The sequence below is a fragment of the Vibrio sp. nBUS_14 genome, assembly GCF_051201655.1.
Taxonomy (GTDB): Bacteria; Pseudomonadota; Gammaproteobacteria; order Enterobacterales; family Vibrionaceae; genus Vibrio.
Genome location: NZ_CP179207.1, coordinates 758,032 through 780,155, shown reverse-complemented (window position 1 = coordinate 780,155; position 22,124 = coordinate 758,032). Strand labels below are relative to the sequence as shown.

At 43.8% G+C, this 22,124-nt stretch carries 19 protein-coding genes, 1 rRNA gene, 3 pseudogenes and 1 riboswitch; of the genes and pseudogenes, 13 read left to right on the top strand and 10 right to left on the bottom strand.

The window, feature by feature from the left end:
* Positions 1-78: 78 nt before the first annotated feature.
* Both ACMAZD_RS21050 and ACMAZD_RS21045 read right to left on the bottom strand, forming a co-directional pair.
* Positions 79-1,633 (bottom strand): 16S ribosomal RNA (locus ACMAZD_RS21050).
* A gap of 613 nt (positions 1,634-2,246) precedes the next feature.
* On the bottom strand, positions 2,247-2,771 hold the full coding sequence (locus tag ACMAZD_RS21045; protein ID WP_435250471.1) for a DUF3087 family protein: 525 nt from the start codon (positions 2,769-2,771) through the stop codon (positions 2,247-2,249).
* A gap of 432 nt (positions 2,772-3,203) precedes the next feature.
* On the opposite strand from ACMAZD_RS21045, the gene trmY reads away from it, so the two are divergent.
* Complete coding sequence (trmY, locus tag ACMAZD_RS21040; RefSeq protein ID WP_435250470.1) at positions 3,204-3,803, top strand: tRNA (pseudouridine(54)-N(1))-methyltransferase TrmY; 600 nt, start codon at positions 3,204-3,206, stop codon at positions 3,801-3,803.
* A gap of 103 nt (positions 3,804-3,906) precedes the next feature.
* Here the strand turns inward: trmY and ACMAZD_RS21035 are convergent, their stop codons facing one another.
* A complete protein-coding gene (locus ACMAZD_RS21035) occupies positions 3,907-5,007 on the bottom strand; it encodes a permease (RefSeq protein ID WP_435250469.1) in 1,101 nt (366 codons plus the stop codon).
* 233 nt (positions 5,008-5,240) lie between these two features.
* Between ACMAZD_RS21035 and ACMAZD_RS21030 the strand changes: the two genes are divergently transcribed.
* The gene (locus ACMAZD_RS21030) at positions 5,241-5,537 is read left to right on the top strand and encodes an ArsR/SmtB family transcription factor (RefSeq protein ID WP_435250468.1); all 297 of its coding nucleotides are present in this window, start codon (positions 5,241-5,243) and stop codon (positions 5,535-5,537) included.
* 73 nt (positions 5,538-5,610) lie between these two features.
* Positions 5,611-5,806: pseudogene (locus ACMAZD_RS21025) on the top strand (sigma factor); the annotation flags it as partial.
* A 71-nt stretch (positions 5,807-5,877) separates the two neighbouring features.
* Here ACMAZD_RS21025 and ACMAZD_RS21020 read toward each other — a convergent pair.
* On the bottom strand, positions 5,878-6,492 hold the full coding sequence (locus ACMAZD_RS21020) for a YitT family protein (RefSeq protein WP_435250467.1): 615 nt from the start codon (positions 6,490-6,492) through the stop codon (positions 5,878-5,880).
* Positions 6,493-6,900: 408 nt separating this feature from the next.
* On the opposite strand from ACMAZD_RS21020, the gene ACMAZD_RS21015 reads away from it, so the two are divergent.
* From ACMAZD_RS21015 to ACMAZD_RS21000, 4 genes and pseudogenes are all read left to right on the top strand, one after another.
* Positions 6,901-7,128 (top strand): hypothetical protein, encoded by a 228-nt coding sequence (locus tag ACMAZD_RS21015; protein WP_435250466.1) that lies wholly within the window; start codon positions 6,901-6,903, stop codon positions 7,126-7,128.
* Between the two features lie 15 nt (positions 7,129-7,143).
* A pseudogene (locus ACMAZD_RS21010) lies at positions 7,144-8,349 on the top strand (MFS transporter).
* Positions 8,350-8,572: 223 nt separating this feature from the next.
* The gene (locus ACMAZD_RS21005) at positions 8,573-9,298 is read left to right on the top strand and encodes a sulfite exporter TauE/SafE family protein (RefSeq protein ID WP_435250465.1); all 726 of its coding nucleotides are present in this window, start codon (positions 8,573-8,575) and stop codon (positions 9,296-9,298) included.
* 67 nt (positions 9,299-9,365) lie between these two features.
* Positions 9,366-9,728 (top strand): MmcQ/YjbR family DNA-binding protein, encoded by a 363-nt coding sequence (locus tag ACMAZD_RS21000; protein ID WP_435250464.1) that lies wholly within the window; start codon positions 9,366-9,368, stop codon positions 9,726-9,728.
* Positions 9,729-9,819: 91 nt separating this feature from the next.
* Here ACMAZD_RS21000 and ACMAZD_RS20995 read toward each other — a convergent pair whose 3' ends face one another.
* Positions 9,820-10,563, bottom strand: coding sequence for a phosphatase PAP2 family protein (locus ACMAZD_RS20995; RefSeq protein ID WP_435250463.1), 744 nt, complete (start codon positions 10,561-10,563; stop codon positions 9,820-9,822).
* A gap of 384 nt (positions 10,564-10,947) precedes the next feature.
* A riboswitch (FMN riboswitch) is annotated at positions 10,948-11,098 on the top strand.
* Between the two features lie 350 nt (positions 11,099-11,448).
* On the opposite strand from ACMAZD_RS20995, the gene ribB reads away from it, so the two are divergent.
* The 3 genes and pseudogenes from ribB to ACMAZD_RS20980 form a co-directional block, all read left to right on the top strand.
* Entirely contained in the window at positions 11,449-12,105 is a 657-nt protein-coding gene (gene ribB, locus ACMAZD_RS20990; protein WP_435250462.1) for a 3,4-dihydroxy-2-butanone-4-phosphate synthase, read from the top strand.
* Between the two features lie 381 nt (positions 12,106-12,486).
* Positions 12,487-13,350, top strand: a complete 864-nt coding sequence (locus tag ACMAZD_RS20985) for a hypothetical protein (protein WP_435250461.1) — start codon at positions 12,487-12,489, stop codon at positions 13,348-13,350.
* Positions 13,351-13,532: 182 nt separating this feature from the next.
* Positions 13,533-13,667: pseudogene (locus ACMAZD_RS20980) on the top strand (NAD(P)-dependent oxidoreductase); the annotation flags it as partial.
* Positions 13,668-13,789: 122 nt separating this feature from the next.
* On the opposite strand, the gene ACMAZD_RS20975 reads toward ACMAZD_RS20980, so the two are convergent.
* Positions 13,790-14,443: a cupin domain-containing protein gene (locus ACMAZD_RS20975; RefSeq protein WP_435250460.1), complete on the bottom strand. Its 654-nt coding sequence runs from the start codon at positions 14,441-14,443 to the stop codon at positions 13,790-13,792.
* 134 nt (positions 14,444-14,577) lie between these two features.
* On the bottom strand, positions 14,578-15,345 hold the full coding sequence (locus ACMAZD_RS20970) for an SDR family NAD(P)-dependent oxidoreductase (protein ID WP_435250459.1): 768 nt from the start codon (positions 15,343-15,345) through the stop codon (positions 14,578-14,580).
* A 105-nt stretch (positions 15,346-15,450) separates the two neighbouring features.
* On the opposite strand from ACMAZD_RS20970, the gene ACMAZD_RS20965 reads away from it, so the two are divergent.
* Positions 15,451-15,789: a winged helix-turn-helix transcriptional regulator gene (locus ACMAZD_RS20965; RefSeq protein ID WP_435250458.1), complete on the top strand. Its 339-nt coding sequence runs from the start codon at positions 15,451-15,453 to the stop codon at positions 15,787-15,789.
* A gap of 79 nt (positions 15,790-15,868) precedes the next feature.
* Here the strand turns inward: ACMAZD_RS20965 and ACMAZD_RS20960 are convergent, their stop codons facing one another.
* A complete protein-coding gene (locus tag ACMAZD_RS20960; protein WP_435250457.1) occupies positions 15,869-16,774 on the bottom strand; it encodes a LysR substrate-binding domain-containing protein in 906 nt (301 codons plus the stop codon).
* 224 nt (positions 16,775-16,998) lie between these two features.
* Here ACMAZD_RS20960 and ACMAZD_RS20955 point away from each other — a divergent pair, with 224 nt between their 5' ends.
* Positions 16,999-17,718, top strand: coding sequence for an SDR family oxidoreductase (locus ACMAZD_RS20955; protein WP_435250456.1), 720 nt, complete (start codon positions 16,999-17,001; stop codon positions 17,716-17,718).
* A 117-nt stretch (positions 17,719-17,835) separates the two neighbouring features.
* Here ACMAZD_RS20955 and ACMAZD_RS20950 read toward each other — a convergent pair whose 3' ends face one another.
* Positions 17,836-19,644 carry a choice-of-anchor I family protein gene (locus tag ACMAZD_RS20950; protein ID WP_435250455.1) on the bottom strand — a complete coding sequence of 603 codons (1,809 nt, stop codon included), beginning with the start codon at positions 19,642-19,644 and terminating at the stop codon, positions 17,836-17,838.
* A 204-nt stretch (positions 19,645-19,848) separates the two neighbouring features.
* Positions 19,849-20,490 (bottom strand): outer membrane protein OmpW, encoded by a 642-nt coding sequence (gene ompW / locus ACMAZD_RS20945; RefSeq protein ID WP_435250454.1) that lies wholly within the window; start codon positions 20,488-20,490, stop codon positions 19,849-19,851.
* Positions 20,491-20,890: 400 nt separating this feature from the next.
* On the opposite strand from ompW, the gene glgC reads away from it, so the two are divergent.
* Positions 20,891-22,114 (top strand): glucose-1-phosphate adenylyltransferase, encoded by a 1,224-nt coding sequence (gene glgC, locus ACMAZD_RS20940; RefSeq protein ID WP_435250453.1) that lies wholly within the window; start codon positions 20,891-20,893, stop codon positions 22,112-22,114.
* The last annotated feature ends 10 nt before the right edge of the window (positions 22,115-22,124 follow it).

Here is a 22,124-nt window from a genome sequence, read left to right as displayed (position 1 = left end):
AACCTTGGGAGTTCTTCATCTCTTTGCTTTTCTAAACCTAATCAATCTGTGTGGACACTCATCGTAAGTATCTTCGTATAAGGAGGTGATCCAGCCCCAGGTTCCCCTAGGGCTACCTTGTTACGACTTCACCCCAGTCATGAACCACAAAGTGGTGAGCGTCCTCCCCGAAAGGTTAAACTACCCACTTCTTTTGCAGCCCACTCCCATGGTGTGACGGGCGGTGTGTACAAGGCCCGGGAACGTATTCACCGTGACATTCTGATTCACGATTACTAGCGATTCCGACTTCATGGAGTCGAGTTGCAGACTCCAATCCGGACTACGACGCACTTTTTGGGATTCGCTCACTATCGCTAGCTTGCTGCCCTCTGTATGCGCCATTGTAGCACGTGTGTAGCCCTACTCGTAAGGGCCATGATGACTTGACGTCGTCCCCACCTTCCTCCGGTTTATCACCGGCAGTCTCCCTGGAGTTCCCACCATTACGTGCTGGCAAACAAGGATAAGGGTTGCGCTCGTTGCGGGACTTAACCCAACATTTCACAACACGAGCTGACGACAGCCATGCAGCACCTGTCTCAGAGCTCCCGAAGGCACACCTGCGTCTCCGCTGGCTTCTCTGGATGTCAAGAGTAGGTAAGGTTCTTCGCGTTGCATCGAATTAAACCACATGCTCCACCGCTTGTGCGGGCCCCCGTCAATTCATTTGAGTTTTAATCTTGCGACCGTACTCCCCAGGCGGTCTACTTAACGCGTTAGCTCCGAAAGCCACGGCTCAAGGCCACAACCTCCAAGTAGACATCGTTTACGGCGTGGACTACCAGGGTATCTAATCCTGTTTGCTCCCCACGCTTTCGCATCTGAGTGTCAGTGTCTGTCCAGGGGGCCGCCTTCGCCACTGGTATTCCTTCAGATCTCTACGCATTTCACCGCTACACCTGAAATTCTACCCCCCTCTACAGCACTCTAGTTCACCAGTTTCAAATGCAGTTCCGAGGTTGAGCCCCGGGCTTTCACATCTGACTTAATGAACCACCTGCATGCGCTTTACGCCCAGTAATTCCGATTAACGCTCGCACCCTCCGTATTACCGCGGCTGCTGGCACGGAGTTAGCCGGTGCTTCTTCTGTTGCTAACGTCAAGAGATAGCGCTATTAACACTACCCCCTTCCTCACAACTGAAAGTACTTTACAACCCGAAGGCCTTCTTCATACACGCGGCATGGCTGCATCAGGCTTTCGCCCATTGTGCAATATTCCCCACTGCTGCCTCCCGTAGGAGTCTGGACCGTGTCTCAGTTCCAGTGTGGCTGATCATCCTCTCAGACCAGCTAGGGATCGTCGCCTTGGTGAGCCATTACCTCACCAACTAGCTAATCCCACCTAGGCATATCTTGACGCGAGAGGTCCGAAGGTCCCCCTCTTTGGCCCGTAGGCATTATGCGGTATTAGCCATCGTTTCCAATGGTTATCCCCCACATCAAGGCAATTTCCTAGGCATTACTCACCCGTCCGCCGCTCGACGCCCATTAACGCACCCGAAGGATTGTTAGTGTCGTTTCCGCTCGACTTGCATGTGTTAGGCCTGCCGCCAGCGTTCAATCTGAGCCATGATCAAACTCTTCAATTTAAGATTTTGTCGGCTCAATGAATACTGACTTCAAAACTACAAAAAGTAATTCTAAAGCTATTATCTCTCTCTTCTTAAATAAATAGGAACAGAAAGATAATGAATTGACTGTGCCGCTTGTTGTTTTCACTTTTTAATAAAAAGCAAAATCAAAAAGCATTCGAACTATTTCTAGCTCAGGTCACTCAGTTCATTGAAACCAAAGTTGATTCCGAGGAATCTGTTTTACTTCTCTTAATTAAAAGGGAAGATAAAACGTTTTGATATTCATCAACGAGTGCCCACACAGATTGATAGGTTTAAATTGTTAAAGAGCTTTGCTTATCGAAACTTTCTTTTTACAGAGAAATCCTTGAAAGCGGACGTGGATTCTAGCGATTTAATTTTGAGTGTCAAACACTTTTTAAAATTAATTTCTTTCGAACTTTCCGTCTTACTGATTACCGCTGAAGCCTTGTGGCGTCTGCCGTGTCAGTGAAGCGGCATTATAGAGATCATCGAAAACATGGCAACCCCTATTTTGATAAAAATTCATAAAAGTTGCTTAAGCGGCTACTTTTACGTCAAAACCCTCTTTCACGGGCTAAAGAAAATACAATCAAGAGCATATAACTTAGAATTTCGCGACTAGATCTTTCGAAAACTCCTCTATATCCAGTTCGATACTCCACTTTTCACTCAGCCCCATAATGTTATCTAGCGATTGCTGAACCGTTTTTATCGTCAATGTATTGTTATCTAGGTCGTATACCTGTTTTTGCGTAGTGTAATAGAAGTAAAGGATCGTTAATGCTTCTCGATCGCCTTGCTCTGCTTTTGGTTGAATACGCTTAAGTTTACGATAGATTTGATTGTGCATTTGTTTTAGGTTCCACACATAAAGCGCTTCTTTAAAGTAATCATGCCCTTTCACACGACTCGCAATAAACCCATTCATTGCGACTGATAAAATCACCCCGAGTACATTCAAATGGAAATTACCTGTCACTTCCCCAGTAGCGGATCCAGCTGAACCAAAAAGTTCAATCAGAATGCTACCGAATACGATAGCAAACAAGGCAAGTGACCCAACCAATGAAACCAACAGCAGGTTCATCTTCTTTCTATATTCTTCTTTATTAATCTTTTGTAACTTCATCGACTACTTCCTTATATAATACCAATCGTAGTAAATAACTGTTCACCCTAGCTGGTTAAAGCGCTCAATAACTGCATTAGAAATTTTGATTGTAGAATAACTACTTATCGAAACTCTTTGTCGAATAGAGCAGCCTTGTTCTCAAGCCTTTTTCCTGCGCTATTTATGATCACTTACTTACCGTGATTGGTATAAGTCACCTAATAATTTGCGCATACTATCTATGTAAACCTTGGGGCGCTTCAACCTTTACCACCTTTTAATGTGGTCACTCTCTATTTAATACGTAGAGTTCTTCTGATCAGTACTATACATAACTCCATTTGACTTCATTATTAGAAAAGAGTTACATACCGTCATAATTTTGGTTATTCATCAATTCATGTTGATAAAGTCTGTTTCGCTTTATCACATACTGACAAGGTACATTTCATGCGTTCATTTGTATTACGCGCTCGCGCAGCCCCTACAGAGAGCAAACTTATCTTAGAAGGTGTTGGGCAAGACGCTCATACTGAGATTCTGGCTCATACTCTGATGAACACGATCTTCGTTGCTCAATCTCACCGTGAAAATGTCACCGTGCACCTTGTGTTAGAAAGTACTAAAGACTTTTCACGTACTATTACATTCGATTCAAACGAGATCACTAACATTGGTGGCTTCCATGAGTCTGCATTGTTATCTGCGGTAGTAAGAGCGGTTGATACTTCTCAGGGTATGACGAAAGAACAGACGCGTCAGGTTGAACCAGGCATCACTGTTCGTACTATGAGTTTTGAAAAGTTGGTTAAAGAACTGGCTGAAGACCACCAGCTGTACATGATGGATAAGAAAGGCGACTTTATTCGTGACGCAGAGATTGCGGAAAGCCCATGTTTCCTTCTAACTGACCATATCCCTATGCCGAAGAAAAGCTACAACAGCTTGAAGCGTTTAGGGACAGAGAAAATCAGCTTAGGTCCAAACATGTTGTTTGCTTCTCAGTGTGTTGTGTTGATCAACAATGAGATGGACATTCGCGGGTTCTAATCTCCGAACTAATAGTCTAAACAGAAAGAGAGCTCATTTAGTGAGCTCTCTTTCTGTTATCTACCTCTTGGTATCAATGGTGCTATCTCGTAACCAGAACTGATTAACTAAAGATGAAGCTGTATAGGAAGCCTGCGCCCATCGCCATGCTTAGAATAACGAATAGGAATGCTGCAATCATTTGGTTTTTGAAGATTGACTTAAGAAGAATAACTTCAGTCAAACTTGCACCTGCACTACCAATAATCAACGCCATTACCGAACCTAACGCCATGCCTTTCTGAACTAGAGCAGCACTTAGTGGAATTACCGCTTCAGCACGAATGTACAGTGGAATACCAATCACAGCCGCTACAGGAATCGCATACCACATATCTTCACCAGCATATTCAGCAATTAGGTCTGTAGGAATGAAGCCGTAGATGAATGAACCAATCGCGATACCCATCATTAGGTAAGGGAAAACTTGTTTGAAATCTTTCCAAGTTGAGAACCAAATTCTCATCCAACGGCTAGGCTCTTTGTTCTCTGCGATTTCAGCCGTTGCGCTTCCATCGATTGAGCAGCATGAAACCGTTACTAGTGGCTCTTCTTTTTTCGAATCGCAGCAAGATGCCTCTTTAGCCATTACTGGTGCAGGTTCGCCACATGTACTTGTACCACATGAAGATTCAGCCTTCGCTGGCGCTGCTTTCTTAGGAGCAGAATCACCACAGCTAGTGCCACAGCTTGAAGAAGAACCTGTCGATTCATACGCTTCAGGTTTTACGTAACGCTCAAAGCCGAGCTTCTCAAGTGCGTAACCTGCCACCACCGATACCGTCATTGCTACTATGAAGTAGAACGCAGCCACTTGCCAGCCGAACGTAATCACGAACAAGCCAATGATCACTGGGTTCAATAGAGGGCTACCGAATAGGAATACCGTCATTGGACCGAAACCTGCTCGAGCACGCAGCAACCCTTTAAGGAAAGGAATCGTTGAACATGAACAGAAAGGCGTAATTGCACCCAATAGCGCTGCAACCACATAGCCTTTACCATTACGTGAGCTCAAGATAGATTGAATCTTTTCTGGCGTAAGAAATTCTTGCAGAATCCCAACAATGTAGCTAATCGCTAAGAAAAGGATGATTAGCTCTACCGCTAGGAAAGCGAACATATCAAGTGCGTCTTTTAGCATTGTTAACATTTCATTACTCATAATTAACTCCAAACTGGATTTAAGGCGGGACTCTATAAGGAAAGTAACCAACCCTTAACTTCGAATATTCTCGAATTATAGAAATATTTCGTAACAGATCAAGTTTTATTTCGATAAAAATCGAATTGAATTTTAAAAAGTCGGATTTTCAATGAGTTACAGAATCACGGTTTTTACATTTGTATTTTGATTACATTTCGACTAATATCGAAATTAAATATTGAGGAGTTAATATGAACTTAGAAGTCGTTGCGAAAGCACTTAAAGAGTTGGGGCACCCTGTTCGCCTAACTATTTATAAGAGTGTCGTTAAAGCTGGCTACCAAGGCATTGCAGTTGGCGGCCTACAAGAAGAACTCGGTATTCCTGGTTCTACCTTGTCTCACCACATTTCAAGCCTAGCGTCGGCAGGCCTAATCAGCCAAAGACGTGAGGGAAGAACCCTATTTTGCGTAGCAGAGTATGAATGCCTAGAAGGCGTGATTAATTTCTTACAAGACGAGTGTTGCGTGGATGAACAGTGCAACTAAGGCACCTTTGAATAGAGTATCTTTGAATTTGGAACAAGTTTGAGCTGAGTATCAGCAAGCGTTAAAGTCATTCTTGCATTCCAAGGTCAACAACACCGCAGATGTAGACGACTTACTACAAGAGATCTTGATTAAGACTTATCAGAACTTAGATAAGGTGCAAGATGTGAGCAGCGTAAAATCGTGGCTATTCCAATTAGCCAATCACACGATTATCGATTTTCTGTCGTAAACATGCTCGACAGCAACGTGACAGCCAAATTGATGCTGGCTTTGTTGTTTTTGGAATCTTTAAATCACTTTGCTTAAGCTAACTAACCTAGTGCTTGAGCGAATCTAGTTACGCTGCTTCCGCTTTGACGACCGGTTGATAGCGGCCCGGTTTATGGTTCATCGCTAGAATCAAGTTGGTGACTATTGCGCCAAGCACAGACAGTAGAACCAGTGACGCATCAACAATAAACAGTGAAAGCACAACAATCGTACAGTCTAATGCCATCTGAACCTTGCCTGCGCGAATCCCAAACCGTTCCTGTAAGAACAACGCCAGAATGTTGAAGCCACCTAAGCTCATCTTATGACGGAAGATCACCAGCATGCCGGTACCAATAAGGCCACCGCCAATTAACGCTGCATACAACGCATGAATTTCGGCAATCTGAATTACGTGATACAAGTGATCCACTGCGAACGAAACAATCGAAACTGCGATAAACGTATTGATGGTAAAGCGTGATCCCATACGAGCGACAGATAAAATATAGAAAGGTAAGTTAAGTGCGAAGAACACTTGGCCAAAGCTTAGGTCTGTCACTTTGGTAATGAAGATTGCTAGACCAGCCGTGCCTCCGGTGAGCAAACCGACTTGATTAAAAAAGATAACGCCGAGTGAAACTAATGCGCTACCTAAGATCAGTGCCAGTAAGTTTTCGCGAAGGTTATGATCTTTATCCATGTGAATGACTCTCCCTGAATCTTTTAACATCGCGTTTCAGTAGTTTTGAAACGATTTACGCCCAAATTTACGATGTTTGACAGATAAGTCGAGTGAACAGCCAATGTTAATTATTGATTGATTTGTATATTATTTTTTACAGTCTTGTTAAATCTTCAGTTAAACATAAAGTTATAATCTTGTATTTGAACTTTTATTCTTAACTACAGACTTCTGTCTATTAACCAACAAACTTCGAGTTTTCCTATTTATTGGTCACGTTTCGCCCTAATTCTAGAGACACATAAAACCATACATAGATCTATGCATAAAACGCATAGACTAAATCACAAATGGTCATTTGATACATATCTCACTCGTCATTATGATGCGCGACTTCTTACAACATTGAGCGCATGTAAACACCTTATGTTTTCACAATCTCTTTTTGCACAACTGGCCAGAATGACGCTATTTCTCGTCATTTGCTTGGTTATTGTGCATCACAGTCAGCCATTGATTGATCTCTTGGCTCAGCATGCCGTGAGTAGTGGATGTCATCAGCAGTCGGCGCATGGGCACTCTGGGAACGAACATCACCATGATATGACTAACCAACACATGTCAGCACAAGACCACTCACATCATCACCATTAATTTAAGAGTATTAGAATGAGCATTTTCCGTTTTCCTTTGCTGGTATGGCTTGGGATCGGCACACTTATTATCAGTCTAGGGATCAGACAATCATTCGGCATTTTCATGATGCCAATTTCAGAGCATTTCGACACGGGTCGCGAATTTTTCAGCTTCGCTATAGCTCTACAAAACCTGTTGTTCGGCGTGTTCCAACCTTTTGTGGGCATGGCCGCTGATAAATGGGGAGCAAGACGCATCATTATTGCAGGCGCATGTGCTTACGGTTTGGGTTTACTTCTTACCTCTATTTCTACCGAATCAAGCATGCTTTACGTTTCATTAGGCGCATTAGTTGGCCTTGGATTAAGTGCCACGAGCTATGTGATCGTGTTAGGCGCAGTAGCAAAAGTAGTACCTGCAGAGCACGCGGCTAAGGCATTTGGTTTAACAACAGCAGCAGGTTCGTTTGGCATGTTCGCGGTGATTCCGGGTGCGCAATACATGTTGAACGAATTTGATTGGCAGAGTGCGATGCAAGTATTTGGCGTACTTTGTTGTTTGATGATCTCTTTTGCCCTATTTATGCGAGCGCCGAAGTCGGCAACCAATAAATAAGTAGAAGACAACCAGACACTAAAAGAAGCGCTGTCTGAAGCGTTTGCGAACAAAAGTTATTGGTTGATTCACGCGGGCTTCTTCGTGTGTGGCTTCCACGTGATGTTCATTGCGACACACTTACCGAGTTACTTAGCCGACAAAAGTCTACCCGCGAGCAGCGCAGCAATGGCACTAGCTTATGTGGGTATCTTCAACATCTTCGGGTCTTACTTCTGGGGTGTGATGGGCGATAAATTCAGCAAGCGTCATGTAATGTCGGCACTGTACTTAGTGCGTACTGTGGTTATTGGTGCGTTTGTGACTCTGCCAGTAACAGAGTCAACCGCTGCTATCTTTGGTGCGGCGATTGGTTTCTGTTGGTTAGGTACGGTTCCGCTAACATCTGGTTTAGTTCGTCAGATCTTTGGTGCTCGTTACCTGTCGACTTTGTACGGCTTGGTTTTCTTTACTCACCAAGTGGGTAGCTTCTTAGGCGCTTGGGTTGGCGGTCGTATTTACGATTACTACGGATCTTACGAGCCAATCTGGTGGTCAACGGTGGTACTGGCATTTGCAGCAGCACTTATCCATTTACCCATCAATGACAAGCCGATTGAGCGACTGAAATTGGCAATGGCTTAACGTTTTATGCTGACTCCCCCACTAGCGTAAACAACAAGTCGTTCCAATAAGCGAGTGAGTATTGAAAGGAAATATCCTGATATGTTTACTCGCTTTTTTGTTGGTCATTATAATCGAAATGATAACTAGCGAAACTTGCATAAACCTCACTGAATAATAAGACTATTTCCATCGTTTTAATTTATAGTACTCGTTCGCTCCTTTAAAACTAATCCGCAGGCTTATGGAATACCTAGATCAGACCGCCCTTATCGCGATGGCACTTATTTTCGTCGGCTCATTTGTGCAAACAGCTATCGGCTTTGGTTTGGCTATTGTGGCGGCCCCGTTGTTGTTTTTAGTCTCGCCCGACTATGTACCCGCGCCTATCTGTCTCGTTGGCCTGTTCATTTCTATATTCAATGCGTTTAAACACCGAGCAAACATTTCTATCGGCGGATTAAAAATCGCACTGCTTGGCCGTATTCCAGGTTCAATTGCAGGTGGTGCTTTATTAGTAATGGTTTCAACGAGCGTATTATCACTGTGGTTAGGTTTATTGGTGGTGTTTGCGGTGATTGTCAGTTTGCTTCCGTTTAGGTTAGAGCCGACACCAACCAAAATGGGCATCGCGGGATTCTTCTCAGGATTCTTTGGCACCAGTTCAGGTATTGGTGGTCCACCGATGGCACTGCTGCTGCAACACCAAGATGCCAATCAGCTTCGTGGTAACCTTTCTGCGTTTTTCGTGTTTAGTTCTATCATTTCATTACTGGTACAGATCCCAATTGGCTTCTTCACGATGCAACATTTGATCATCACAATCCCGTTGCTTCCTGCGGCTTGGTTGGGCTACAAAGTGGCGTTAATGATAACGCAAAGCATTCCTAAAGAGAAGATACGTATCGGTTCTTTATTATTATGTTCTATCAGTGGATTTACTGCTATCTGGCAGGGTTTAGCTGGCTAATTCATAACGAAAATGCTGATAAAGAAATAAGCACAAATCCAACACCAACCTATTGAAAGGACGCTCTATGGCATACGACGAGTTCAATACATTCTGTGAGTCACAACCTGCCACCAGCTATGTGATGCAGTGGAATAACTCTCACGTTTGGAAAGTGGGTGGGAAAGTGTTTGCGATTGGTGGTTGGGGGCCGAACGACGAGCCTGCGTTTATCTTCAAAGCGTCCGATCAGAATTTCGACTTTCTGAAAGAGGAGCCCGGTTATAAACCTGCTCCCTACTTTGCTTCGCGTGGTATGAAGTGGATTCAGCTTTTTGAAAGCACACCAAAAAGGGATGAGGAGCTGAGATACTACCTCACTGAGTCACACCGAATTGTGTCTTTAGGGCTAACCAAAAAGAAACAAGCAGAACTCTGTCTCAATCAATAAAGAGACTGTCTGCTTGTCATCGGTTATCCAATACTATGTTAACGCTTTAGAATTCAGGCAGATCCTAGAAATTTCAAAGGCTCTTAAAAGATTAGGTCGCTCTTAAGAACTTAGGCAGTAAAGGTTCTATTTTTTGTGTTGGAACCACTGGCACCAATAGATAGATAAGACCTGCAAAGGCTATAGACGCCGCCAAGTCTTCAGGTCGATGCATACCAAGCCAAACACGACTATAAGCAACGCCACCAGCCCAAACCAGCAAACCGCCCACTAAGTAAAAACGTTTCGCTTCTAGGAACAAACCACCAAAAAACGCCAGACACACGCCAACAAAAATCATGTGTCCAGATGGGAAAGAATAGTCCGTCTCACCCAACCAATGGCGCGTTCGCCACTCGCTCACCTTATCTTGCACAGATGCAATTGCTGCGTTCTTCTCTACTAGTAGCATTTCATAAAATACTTCTGGCATTTCAACTACTTCTTGTGTCACCAAATACTCAGAATAAGGACGCGGGCTTTCTGTTGAATGCTTTAAGAAGGTTTTAGCTGCAAAGCTAAGCACCAACAATATGCCAAGCTGCAGACAAAGGCTGACTAGCTTAGCTTTGGAAAATTTCATCGTGAGTAATGCCAAAGACAAAACAGCTAACGTGACCAAGAATCCTTGATTACCCGCTGAGTAAGTCACGAACGTCATGAAGGCGCCATAGAAAGGCAAAACCGCATTTCCAAAGTCAAAGTCCGATCCAAAGATCAAAAAGGGTACGAGAGAATACAGACTTAGAACGAGCAGTAATAAGCCTTTGGATTTGTTAGAGAACAGAGAAGTCATGGCTAAGATCTTTTGGATAAAGTGGTCGGATGCTATCGCAGCTTAGCATCGCCAACATCAATTTTATGTCAAAACGGTCAGCAAGCCGTCATGGTGTAACAATATTCGATTAATGCGGAGCTTGAGTATTGATTAGGTGAACTGCCACACCCGCATCAATAATGTTCAACATCCACTTATGTTCATAGAGACAACAAAGCCCACTGAAACCAGACGAAGCAAAGGCATCATCCCACTGAAGACTGACTGAAGCGTTCTGATGATAAAGTGAACACTTACCGGATTATAAGGCCAGAATCTTAAAAACTTTGCTGTCAGTCCTTTAAATCCACTATTGAAAGGATTACCATCTTATCTGCTTTCAAAGCAAAACAGATTATTAATTTTTATTCTCAGGGCGGGGCGAAATTCCCCACCGGCGGTATGTCCTTAGCAAAATCTAAAGATAAGCCCGCGAGCGCTCGATTCGTCGAGGTCAGCAGATCTGGTGAGATGCCAGAGCCGACGGTCATAGTCCGGATGAGAGAGAATGAAAACACACTCGTTTAAGTTGGAAAGGCGTACCCGCGTGAGTTGGGTTCGTGCCTCCAACTTAGGCGGGTGCATTTCGTTTTGGATAAAACCATAATGAGCTAATACCAATCACAGTAAATAAATGATCAGAGATAGCACAGGAAAAACGCTTGAGAACAAGGCAAAATTTTTCGATAAGTAGTTATTCTACAGTCAAAAATTTTAACGCCGTTATCAAGGGTTTTAACCAGCTAGAATGACCAGTTGTTTACTACGATTGGTACAAGTCTACTTGTAATGAGTAGGCTTTGTTGTGCTCGGTTGAGATCCCTCATACAGCCCTGATTCTGGTGATATTTTAGGAGTTTAACCATGAATCAGTCTTCACTACTTGCCGAATTTGGCGAACCAATCACTCGCGTTGAAAACGCACTGCAAGCTCTACGCGAAGGTCGTGGCGTACTTTTACTTGACGATGAAGATCGCGAGAACGAAGGCGACATCATCTACTCAGTAGAACACCTAACGAATGCTCAAATGGCGCTTATGATCCGCGAATGCAGCGGCATTGTGTGCCTATGTCTAACTGACGAGCAAGCGAACCAACTTGAACTTCCACCTATGGTTGTTGATAACAACAGCGCAAACCAAACTGCGTTTACCGTAACTATCGAAGCGAAAGTAGGCGTAACGACAGGTGTTTCTGCCGCTGACCGTGTAACAACGATCAAGACAGCTGCAAACCCAACAGCTAAGCCTACTGACCTAGCTCGCCCTGGTCACGTATTCCCATTACGCGCTCGTAAAGGTGGTGTACTTGCTCGCCGCGGTCACACAGAGGGCACTGTGGATCTGATGCAAATGGCAGGCCTTCAATCGGCTGGTGTATTGTGTGAAGTAACCAACCCAGACGGCACAATGGCAAAAGCGCCAGAGACCGTTGCTTTCGGAAAACTACACAACATGCCAGTGCTGACCATTGAAGATATGGTTATGTACCGCACTGAGTTCGACCTTAAGCTTGCATAACACTTAATCGTCAGTGCCCAGCGCTGGCGATAATTGAATCGCTAATAAATATTGAAAGGCCTCACTTTTTAATGCTGTTTATAGTCAATAGCATTAAAAAATGAGGCCTTTTTAATTTCCGTATTTTGAGACGAGTTAGAGATTGATCGCCGAAGTGTCTCTACCTATCGAAACCTCCCCGACCTATCGTTAGAAAAGCGTAACCTCTCAAAAAATCCTGCAAAAATATGAGAAACACTCACTCGAATGGTGAAGTCATGCACCATCATTGATCATCTATAAATAATAAAAAAACATAAACCTCTGAAATATAAAAATTATTGATTTTGGCACGGCGTCTGCACTACCACTAAGTAGGTATACACATATTAGGAGTTAAATATGTTTGTAATTATTTCAGTTGGTTTATCCATAGCAGTACTTGCTGCCCTATTTCATTTTTCAAGGAAGAGACAAACGGTGCTATCACACAGGTTTGAAACCTTGGTTCTGCTCAGAGAATTATTGTTGTTATCACGCAAACATCGTGCAGCAACGCATTATGCTCTGGCTTATAAATTGTCTAGCGACTCGATTCGAAAAGTGAATGAGATTTACGACAACATACTTGAAGTGTCTGAACTGCTTCAATCCCATGTGTCGTTCGATAGCCGTCCTATGTATCGGATCTACCACCTCAAACTCATCGCCATGCACAGCGACTGGCAAAACCGTAGCTTGGTGCGTAACCAATCAATTCATGGCAAAACAATTCGTCACAGTATGTTTTTGATGGATGAGGTGATGATCATTTGGTTGATTCAGTCTGAACGAGAAGACATGAGCCGCGAGTACCACATGAACTGGCAACAGATCTTGGATTGCATGGAAATCCTGACCAAGTTACGTATGTCTATCCCTGGAATAGAGAAGGCGGATATGGAGAAGCCTGAGGAGTACGCGAGATTCAAATTCTACGCATCTCAGACACACAGAAAACTCAACCAATTATCGATTATCTGCCCTATTAGCAGTGGGTCACGGGTTTGCACACGAGCGATGCATGCACTCACAGAGATCGCATCAAGCAACGAAGCGACCCAACCGGCAGATAGCATGTACGAATTAACCAGTGATATCTCTAGCGTTGTGTTGCAAGTCTACGACCAAGTATTATCCGACATTACGAGAAGCTTGTATCAGCCTTTACCAGACATCAACGAAAAAGTGATAAATACTCGATTATCCGTACATCATTACATGTAAAGACTTCGTGAGAGGAGAGCGTGCTGGAACTCTAAATTATTGAGTTCAAATCCGATATCACCTTTGATATCGGATTTTTGTATTTATGTGTTTATGCCTTGTGTACTTAAGATATATAGCCTCAAACATCCCCAGATTTAATATCACTAGACCAAGCTTCTGCAGCAAAATCAATGAACTGACGTGCAGGTGGCGACCAACTGCTCACCGACGAAGGTCGCAACGAAAAAATATCCGTCAGCGATTACGCGATTGCGATAGTTGATGAACTAGAAGCTGGCAAGTTCTCACGCCAACGTATTGGTGTCGCTTACTAGTCAACCTATATGTAAAAGTTAAGCCTGTACAAAAGAGATATATAAAAAGTAAGTAAGTAAAAACTAAGAAAGCCGCTTGTTCAAAACAATGCGGCTTTCTCATCTTTATATTAAGCATTCCTTTAATCCAGTGGCAGGTGACCTGTTTTCACTAGGATGACAGTCTCTTCTTCCACATAGGGGAAGTGCTCGCTCATGTGAGGGCTACGTATCCATGTATGTTTTGGATACTCGCCATGTTCATCTTTAAAGGTGCCGGACAACACAAAGATCTCTTCACCGCCAAAATGACGATGCGGCTGAAAACGTTCGCCAACGGGCCACTTCACCAAGGCCACATTTTCGTGTTCAAAACCATGCAGTGGCATCACTTGTAAACCACCAATACCCGGAAGCCATTCCGTTTCTAGCGTATTGATACGAACTTGAGTAAAGTCTCTCGCATCAAACTGATTAAGCTTAACTAAGATCGTACAGCCATTTTTGCTTGATGGAGAATGCGCACTGCCCGGAGGGTTCCGGATATAAGTGCCTGCAGGGAAATCTCCGGTTTCATCAGAGAAGACACCCTCTAACACAAAGATCTCTTCGCCTTGCGGATGCGGGTGTTCAGAAAACGAAGATTCAGGATCGTACTTCACCACGCTAGTCGTGTGACCTGATTCTTTCTCTTCTCTTTCAAGCGGCTTGCGCCATACCCCTTTGGCAGGGCTTGCAATCCAGTCTAATGATTCGGTTTCAATAACCAGCTTTTTTGAAAAGTCCATGTTGTACATAATGCCGACCTTACTCTTATTATCGTTTTAATTATTCTTATTATCTTTCTAGCTTTTATTCTACGCGAATACTCATCAAGGAGGCCATCTCGCTGCTATTTTCCTGCGCGACAGCCACCTAAAAAGAATCCTAATTAATTGCGACCAGCAATCACACCGCCATCAACATCCCAGATTGCACCCGTTACCCAATCGGCACTATCTGACAGTAAGAAAGAGATGCTATTCGCGATGTCTTTCGGCAAACCTACTCGACCAATAGGGTGGAATGCGTTGAAGCCTTCTAACGCTTGATCCACTTCTTCTGGTTTAATGAAAGATTCGTAAATCGGCGTTTTAACCACTGCCGGAGACACAGCATTCACACGAATTTTATGTTCAGCCAGTTCCATTGCCATATGTTGTGTTAATGCGTGTAGGCCAGCTTTAGCCATTGAATAGGCAGAAGATGGCGTCGCTTTTATTGCTTGCTTACCCCACATAGAGCCAACGTTAACCACACTGCCACCGCCGTTTTTGATCATCAATTTGCTTATCGCTTGAGTGATAAAGAAGGTTGCTTTATTGAGCTGAATATATTGATCATAATCAGATTCTTGGTGCTCAATAAACGCTTTAGGGTTGAAGTAGCCAGCCGCATTAACAAGGTAACCAATACCTTCATCTAACGACTCAAGATGTTCAATGAGGCGAGACACACTCGCGTCATCATAAAGGTTAGCTTGCCAACCAGCAGCGTGACCTAACGATTGCAGCTCTGACACCGCTTTATCTAACTTAGTTGGGTTATTGCCGACAACCATCACATGGATGTTCTGAGCGACTAACTGCTTCGCTGTTTCAAAACCCATACCACTTGTGCCACCGATTACGACTGCAATACCATTTTTAGTGAAGTTCATTTTGTTATCTCCTAAGTCATGTGAACGTGGTAATCTTAGGCCTTGAACTAACACTATGAATAGTAAGTACAAATCGGTTAGGTAGGTACTTATTGGTACATCTTTATGAAAAATCAGGAAAACTTTTTTTCAAGAAAATCAGCGCCAGAGCGTTCAGCTCGCATGGTGGAAACCATCTACGGCTGTAAATGGTCGCTAACGGTTTACCAATTGCTAGCAAATGACATTAATCGCCCCGGAGAAATGGTGCGCTCAGTAGAAGGGCTATCAACCAAGGTTTTGAATGAATGTTTGAAGCGAAATGTAGAATTTGGGATTTTAGATAAGCAAATGTTCAACGAACTGCCACCAAGGGTTGAATACCAAGTGACGCCGTTCGGTGAGAAATTTTTACGGATACTGGATCAGTTGGAAAATCTACAAAACGAAATCGACGAGATGTAAGTTCGAGCCAGTCAAACTCTTTTCACAAAAACGGAAGACAAAAAACAGAAGATAAAAGAAGGAAGACAGCAAGCAGCATTTAACTGACTGGCATTTGCTCAAAACGCCCTTTCACAAAATCAATGAAGGTTCGAATTCGGCTTGGTTGATAGCGGTCTAGATGGTAGATCGCTGAAAAGTCCACTTTCGGCACCACCCACTCATCAAACACTTGCAGCAGTTGCCCGTCGTTGAGTTCTTGTAAACAATAGATGGTAGGAACGCGAATAATTCCGTTACCTGATTTCGCACCCTGTACCAACACTCGTCCATTCTTACATTGCAGCCTGCCCGTCACATGTACATCGACCGTTTTCTTGGTGTCATCCAAAGCTTGAAAACTCCACTTACGCACCGAACCCGTTAAGCAGTCATGGTGAATCAGATCTTTGGGGTGATTAGGCTTTCCTTTACGAGCAAAATAATCAGGGCTCGCGAGTGTTCCCATCTCAATGTCCAGAAGCTTTCTTGCGATAAACCCTGCATCTTCTAAGCTCCCCATGCGAAAAGCGATATCGAAAGCGTCTTCAATCAGATCGACTCGGTTACTACTGAAATCAAGGCTAATACTGATGTCTGGGTAGCGCTGCATAAACTCATTCACCAGATCCGCGATGATCACCTCACCAAGATAACCCCCGACACAGTTTACTTTTATGTCGCCGCGCACTTCTTCGACATCGTCCACAGCAGCAATCAAGGCTTGGTCTATATTATCTAAGGCTTGTTCGCATCTCGCGTATAGATCTTGCCCTGCGTGAGTCAACCTCAAGGTTCGAGTGGTGCGGATAAACAGCGTTACACCCATCTGCTTTTCTAAGCTACTCACTTGGCGTGAAACGTGGGAGCGCGAGACATCAAGCTCCTCCGCCGCTTTAGTGAAGTTACCTAAACGAGCGATAAGCACGAAAGAACGAATATCAGATAGGTTAATTTGATTGAGCATGGCCGCAGCTTACTTGGTAATTTGAAGGTGATGAAGTAATAAAGTGAACGTGTTTATTGTTGCATCACAGCAACAGTGTTTCAAGTAAAGAGCTATATATCAACAATGCTATTTTCCTTAATATACCTCCATCGCAACGAAGCAAAGCAACAAGCACTTGATTCGAATGCACTTAAACAATACGTCGTAGCCAACCGACGCAATTAAAGTACAGAGGAAATAAAATGAAAAAACTAATCGTAATTACAGGTGCAAGCTCTGGTATTGGTGAAGCAATCGCTCGTCGTCTAAGCGATGAAGGTCACCCTCTGTTACTTTTAGCTCGTCGTATTGACCGCCTTGAAGCGCTAAACCTACCAAACTCTCTATCTGTAAAAGTAGACGTAACAGACAAAGCGTCTTTTGATGCAGCAATCGCACAAGGTGAAGCGAAATTTGGTCTCGTCGATGCGCTTATCAATAACGCAGGTGCAATGCTTCTTGGTCAAATCGACACTCAAGACGCTCAAGAGTGGAAGACAATGTTCGACGTGAACGTAATTGGTCTTCTAAACGGCATGCAGTCTGTACTCGCTCCGATGATGGAACGCAACACAGGTACTATCATCAACATCAGCTCAATTGCGGGTAAGAAAACATTCCCAAGCCATGCTGCTTACTGTGGTACTAAGTTCGCGGTACACGCTATTTCTGAAAACGTTCGTGAAGAAGTTGCTGCTTCAAATGTTCGTGTTACCACTATCGCACCGGGTGCTGTAGAAACAGAACTTCTGTCTCACACAACCTCTCAAGAGATCAAAGACGGTTACGATTCTTGGAAAGAAGACATGGGAGGCGTATTGGCAGCTGACGATATTGCTCGCGCGGTATCATTCGCTTACCAACAACCACAGAACGTATGTATCCGTGAAATTGCTCTAGCACCAACTAAGCAACAGCCATAGGACTTATCTATCGCTAATGAATCAGCGGTAAAATAAGCCATAAACTAAAAAGCGCTACTACTTACCCAATAGTGGCGCTTTTGTTTTGATTTAGTTTAATGACGAGCAGTAGAGTGATTAGAAATCAACGCGATAAACTGATGTACTGCCGCTTACTTCATTACCAATCGCAATAAAGTGGTTACCAGAACGAGTAAAATATTTGATTGATTCAGGACCTAAGTCACCGGCTTTCGAGTTGTAAGTATCGTTATCACAATCGCCGTCTTCATCAACCTTAGTGCACACTGGCTGAGTAAAATCACGATTGTTGAGATAGCTGATAAAGCTTGCGTTCATAGGCTGCGTTACGTCGTAAACCATGATGCCACCCTGGCGTTCAAGGCCGATAAAGGCATAGTGCTTACCATTAATCTCAGCCACTTCTATAGCTTCAGGCTCTACCCCTTTATCATCGCTGCGATCGTCACCACTCTGATTGTTATCATTGGTACTATTGAAGTTTGCAGGATCTTGCTCAAGTACGATTCGAGCAAAGTCATCACCACTATCAAACACTAATTCGCCTGAGTCATTCCAGATAGAGAAAGAGCGGCTACCGAATGCTTGAACATTTTGGTCAGCAGCAAGCGTGCCTTGTGGCTTGATCACTTTAAGACGTGCAAGTTGCTTATTATCTTTCAATGCAACAGCCAAAGGGTGGTTAGCATCAACATCTAACTTTTTGCCACGGACTTCATCAACATATGCGATACAAAAGTCTTTCTCTGTGGTGTAGTTCTCAGAGCCTTGATAGTCATCGCCATCCCACTCAAAGCCTTTATCGTCACACACTTTTTGCGTTGTCTTGATGCCATACTCGCGTCCGTCACCTTCGTTCGCCGTCACGATGTAGGTGTTACCATCAACACTGTAGCTGATGATGCTGTCTGGCATGTAAAGGCCTTCTAACATTGCGTAACTTTGTAGGTTACCGATGTTTTTGTCTTTGTTTGACGCATCCAACTGAGCGGTACCCCAAGGTTTTCCACCGAGTCCCAGAATCGCATCGACTTGTGCACTCGCCACATCAATCGCTGCTAATGCATTGTTCTCTTGAAGGGCAACGTAAAGCTTACCGTTATCCGCAAACGTTAGGTATTCAGGTTCTAGATCTTGAGCAACAGTCGCATTAGACGCTGAAATTCGAACCTTGTCGGTCAATTCTGCATGGCGAGGCTGACCTTGATTGAATGCCTTGAAATCGATTTGAGTCACTTTCGCTTGCAGAGGACCATCGGCTAAATCAACCAGAGTCACTGAGCCTTCAGGGTCAATGCTGTAATCCGCATTCGGCTCACCTTCGTTTGCAGATGCAATGTAACGGCCGTCCTTAGAAAAGCTCACCATGTCTGGCAATGCGCCAGCAACGTAAGTGGTGATCAACTCTAATGTGTCTGAACGATAAAGCGCAAGAATGCCGTTTTGTTGTTTGTCGGTGTTCTCAATCGCGACCGCAACTAAACCCTGATGAGTAGACACACTGTTTGCTGCACCGATATCAATACCAGAAGCCGCAGCCGCTGACTGGAGGTCAATAGAGCCCTCATATGTTGGTGCGCTGTCAGAGTTCATCGATAACACATCGACTTTTTGTGCTTGAGCATTGACGACATAAAGCTTATCGGTACATGAATCGTAGCTGACGATTTCGGCTGCAGAAGTACCAAACGGGGCGTTAGCAATAGCACGACCAACCAGACTAATCCCAGTAACAGTGGCATCTGTCTTGTTCGGTTGTTGGATGGATTGGCATTGAAGGCTAAAAGCATCAAGTGATGTTTGAGATGATGCTGCAGTCGTTGAAGTTGACTGAGAACACCCAACCAGAGCAGAACTTACCGCGATAGGCAGTAATAAAGTCAGCTTATTAAATTTACGATTCATATATCCTCCATAATTAGAACCGCGATCATAGAGGGCTGTTATGACAGTTGTCTTTCTCTTTTATTAACAATAAATGACAACAATCAGTTTACTTTACCCATAATAACAGTAAGTTGGATTAAGCATTTCATTAACAAGCAAGCAAAAAAAAAAGCGCCCAAGCTGGCTGGTGCTTGAGCGCCTTTAGTAAACGAATAAGGGGGATTAGAAGTTGTAACCACCACCGATCATGAATACCCATGGGTCGATATCAACGTCTGTTGAGAACTGTTGACCATTAAACTTATATTTTGCTGTAGTGCCAATGTCTGCATACCAAACTGATGCGTTTAGGAACCAGTCTTCGTTGATCATGTAGTCCATACCAATGTTTGCCGCTAAGCCCCAAGAATCATCAAGAGATAAGTCACTTAAGCCTAGATCTTTCGCACCTTGGTTTAGTGACTCATCGAAGAATACAGTGTAGTTGATACCCGCACCTACGTAAGGGCGGAAGTCACTGTTCGCTTGGCCAAAGTAGTACTGAACCATAAACGTTGGTGGTAGGTGTTTAGTCTCTGCAATGTCTCCAAGGCCAGTAGCTGAAATGTTATGAGAGAAAGGGCTAGCTGCTAATACTTCAAGACTGATGTTATCAGTAAACATGTAGCCGAAAGTAAGACCAAGTTGAGTATTAGAATCGACACCAAATTTAACTCCAGCCGTATCAAGAACGTCACCGCTGCTGTCGTTTGGAGATACTGTCGCTGCACCTGCACGGATGATGAAATCACCTTCTTTATGAGCAAGAACGTTGGTTGACATAAGAGCCGCAATAACCGAAATACCACATACTGTTTTTTTCATTGTCATTTCCTTTTGAGGGCTTAATTCTTTATTGGTGAATGAGTAATCATTTCTTATTTTCGTGCAAGGTAGCATAGAATAGCCCTACTTTATTGATGGAAATCAATTTGTGAAAAGTGGTGATTATTTATGTAAATTTATATCGACTCGATCACTTTACCTCTTCATTTTATTGACAGTTTTGTAATGTAATTTTCCGTGCATCATTTTGTTAAGGTCAACCCTTCCATTTTGGCCCGAGCTCTTTGGATCAAAATAGAGCAAGCCAATATCTCGTACGCATCAATTTGGTGCATTACCACAATAATCACTCTCACCTCATTTAATATTCAATGAGTTACATTTGGCTTAGTGCTTGCAAGTCTATGTTCATAATCATAAATACATTGAGGTTCTGAATATGCAAGACACTCTAACAATCGTTCTGGCCGGCGGTGTTGGCTCTCGGCTTTCTCCCCTCACCGATAACCGCGCAAAACCAGCGGTACCTTTTGGTGGCAAATATCGAATCATCGATTTCACACTCGCGAACTGCCTGCATTCAGGGCTTCGTCAAATACTGGTGCTGACTCAGTACAAGTCTCACTCTTTACAAAAACATTTAAGAGATGGTTGGTCGGTGCTTAACCCCGAGCTCGGTGAATACATCACCAATGTTCCCCCACAAATGCGCACAGGTGACAGCTGGTATAGCGGTACTGCTGATGCGATTTATCAAAACTTATATTTGCTGTCTCGCAGTGAAGCCAAGCATGTAGTAGTGTTGTCTGGCGACCATATCTATCGTATGGATTACGCACCAATGCTCAAGCAACACAAGCAGAATGAAGCAGATCTAACGGTAGCGTGTATGGAGGTTTCGATTGATGAAGCCAAAGAGTTTGGTGTGATGGAGATAGACGAATCTCTGCAGATTAATAGCTTTACTGAGAAACCACGTTACCCCGCTTGCGTGCCCGGTAGGCCAACTCGAAGCATGGCTTCAATGGGAATTTACATCTTTGATAAGGAAGTACTGACTCAAGCATTACTGGCGGATGCAGAAGATCCAAGTTCGAGCCACGATTTTGGTAAAGACATCATTCCTAAGTTAGTCGGCAACAACAGCGTTTACGCGTATAAGTTTGGTGATGAAGAAGGCCGAGTGACCCAAGATGCGTACTGGAGAGACGTTGGTACTATCGACTCTTATTACCAATCCAACATGGACCTGTTAAAGCCAGCCTCTCCTATCGATTTATATCAACCGGATTGGGCAATCCGCACCTATGATCCGCAACTGCCACCAGCACGAACCATCGCTTCTGTAGAAGGGAACCAAGGGATATTCATCAACTCGATGATCGCGAACGGGGTGGTGATTGAAGGGGGATCGGCGCAAAATTCTATCTTCTTCCCTAAGGTCAAAGTAAGCAATGCCGCGATTGTGATTGATAGTATTCTGTTTGAAGACGTTGAGATTGGTCGAAATTGCCACATTCAAAACTGCATCATCGACAAAAATGTAAAGGTGCCAGATGGAACCCAAATCGGCATTGATAGCCTTGCTGATTCTAGACGCTTCCACATATCGAAACAGGGCGTTATCGTGGTGCCCTCTTCTTATGAATTTAGTGATGCCTAAACTTCAATAC

Coding starts and splice junctions, on each gene's coding strand:
- ACMAZD_RS20975 (WP_435250460.1), bottom strand. CDS start 14,443: ATGTACAACATGGACTTTTCAAAAAAGCTGGTTATTGAAACCGAATCA.
- ACMAZD_RS20995 (WP_435250463.1), bottom strand. CDS start 10,563: ATGACTTCTCTGTTCTCTAACAAATCCAAAGGCTTATTACTGCTCGTT.
- ACMAZD_RS21005 (WP_435250465.1), top strand. CDS start 8,573: ATGGAATACCTAGATCAGACCGCCCTTATCGCGATGGCACTTATTTTC.
- ACMAZD_RS20950 (WP_435250455.1), bottom strand. CDS start 19,644: ATGAATCGTAAATTTAATAAGCTGACTTTATTACTGCCTATCGCGGTA.
- ACMAZD_RS21020 (WP_435250467.1), bottom strand. CDS start 6,492: ATGGATAAAGATCATAACCTTCGCGAAAACTTACTGGCACTGATCTTA.
- ACMAZD_RS20985 (WP_435250461.1), top strand. CDS start 12,487: ATGTTTGTAATTATTTCAGTTGGTTTATCCATAGCAGTACTTGCTGCC.
- ACMAZD_RS20970 (WP_435250459.1), bottom strand. CDS start 15,345: ATGAACTTCACTAAAAATGGTATTGCAGTCGTAATCGGTGGCACAAGT.
- trmY (WP_435250470.1), top strand. CDS start 3,204: ATGCGTTCATTTGTATTACGCGCTCGCGCAGCCCCTACAGAGAGCAAA.
- ompW (WP_435250454.1), bottom strand. CDS start 20,490: ATGAAAAAAACAGTATGTGGTATTTCGGTTATTGCGGCTCTTATGTCA.
- ACMAZD_RS21035 (WP_435250469.1), bottom strand. CDS start 5,007: ATGAGTAATGAAATGTTAACAATGCTAAAAGACGCACTTGATATGTTC.
- ACMAZD_RS20955 (WP_435250456.1), top strand. CDS start 16,999: ATGAAAAAACTAATCGTAATTACAGGTGCAAGCTCTGGTATTGGTGAA.
- ACMAZD_RS21045 (WP_435250471.1), bottom strand. CDS start 2,771: ATGAAGTTACAAAAGATTAATAAAGAAGAATATAGAAAGAAGATGAAC.
- ribB (WP_435250462.1), top strand. CDS start 11,449: ATGAATCAGTCTTCACTACTTGCCGAATTTGGCGAACCAATCACTCGC.
- ACMAZD_RS21030 (WP_435250468.1), top strand. CDS start 5,241: ATGAACTTAGAAGTCGTTGCGAAAGCACTTAAAGAGTTGGGGCACCCT.
- ACMAZD_RS21000 (WP_435250464.1), top strand. CDS start 9,366: ATGGCATACGACGAGTTCAATACATTCTGTGAGTCACAACCTGCCACC.
- glgC (WP_435250453.1), top strand. CDS start 20,891: ATGCAAGACACTCTAACAATCGTTCTGGCCGGCGGTGTTGGCTCTCGG.
- ACMAZD_RS20960 (WP_435250457.1), bottom strand. CDS start 16,774: ATGCTCAATCAAATTAACCTATCTGATATTCGTTCTTTCGTGCTTATC.
- ACMAZD_RS20965 (WP_435250458.1), top strand. CDS start 15,451: ATGAAAAATCAGGAAAACTTTTTTTCAAGAAAATCAGCGCCAGAGCGT.
- ACMAZD_RS21015 (WP_435250466.1), top strand. CDS start 6,901: ATGTTTTCACAATCTCTTTTTGCACAACTGGCCAGAATGACGCTATTT.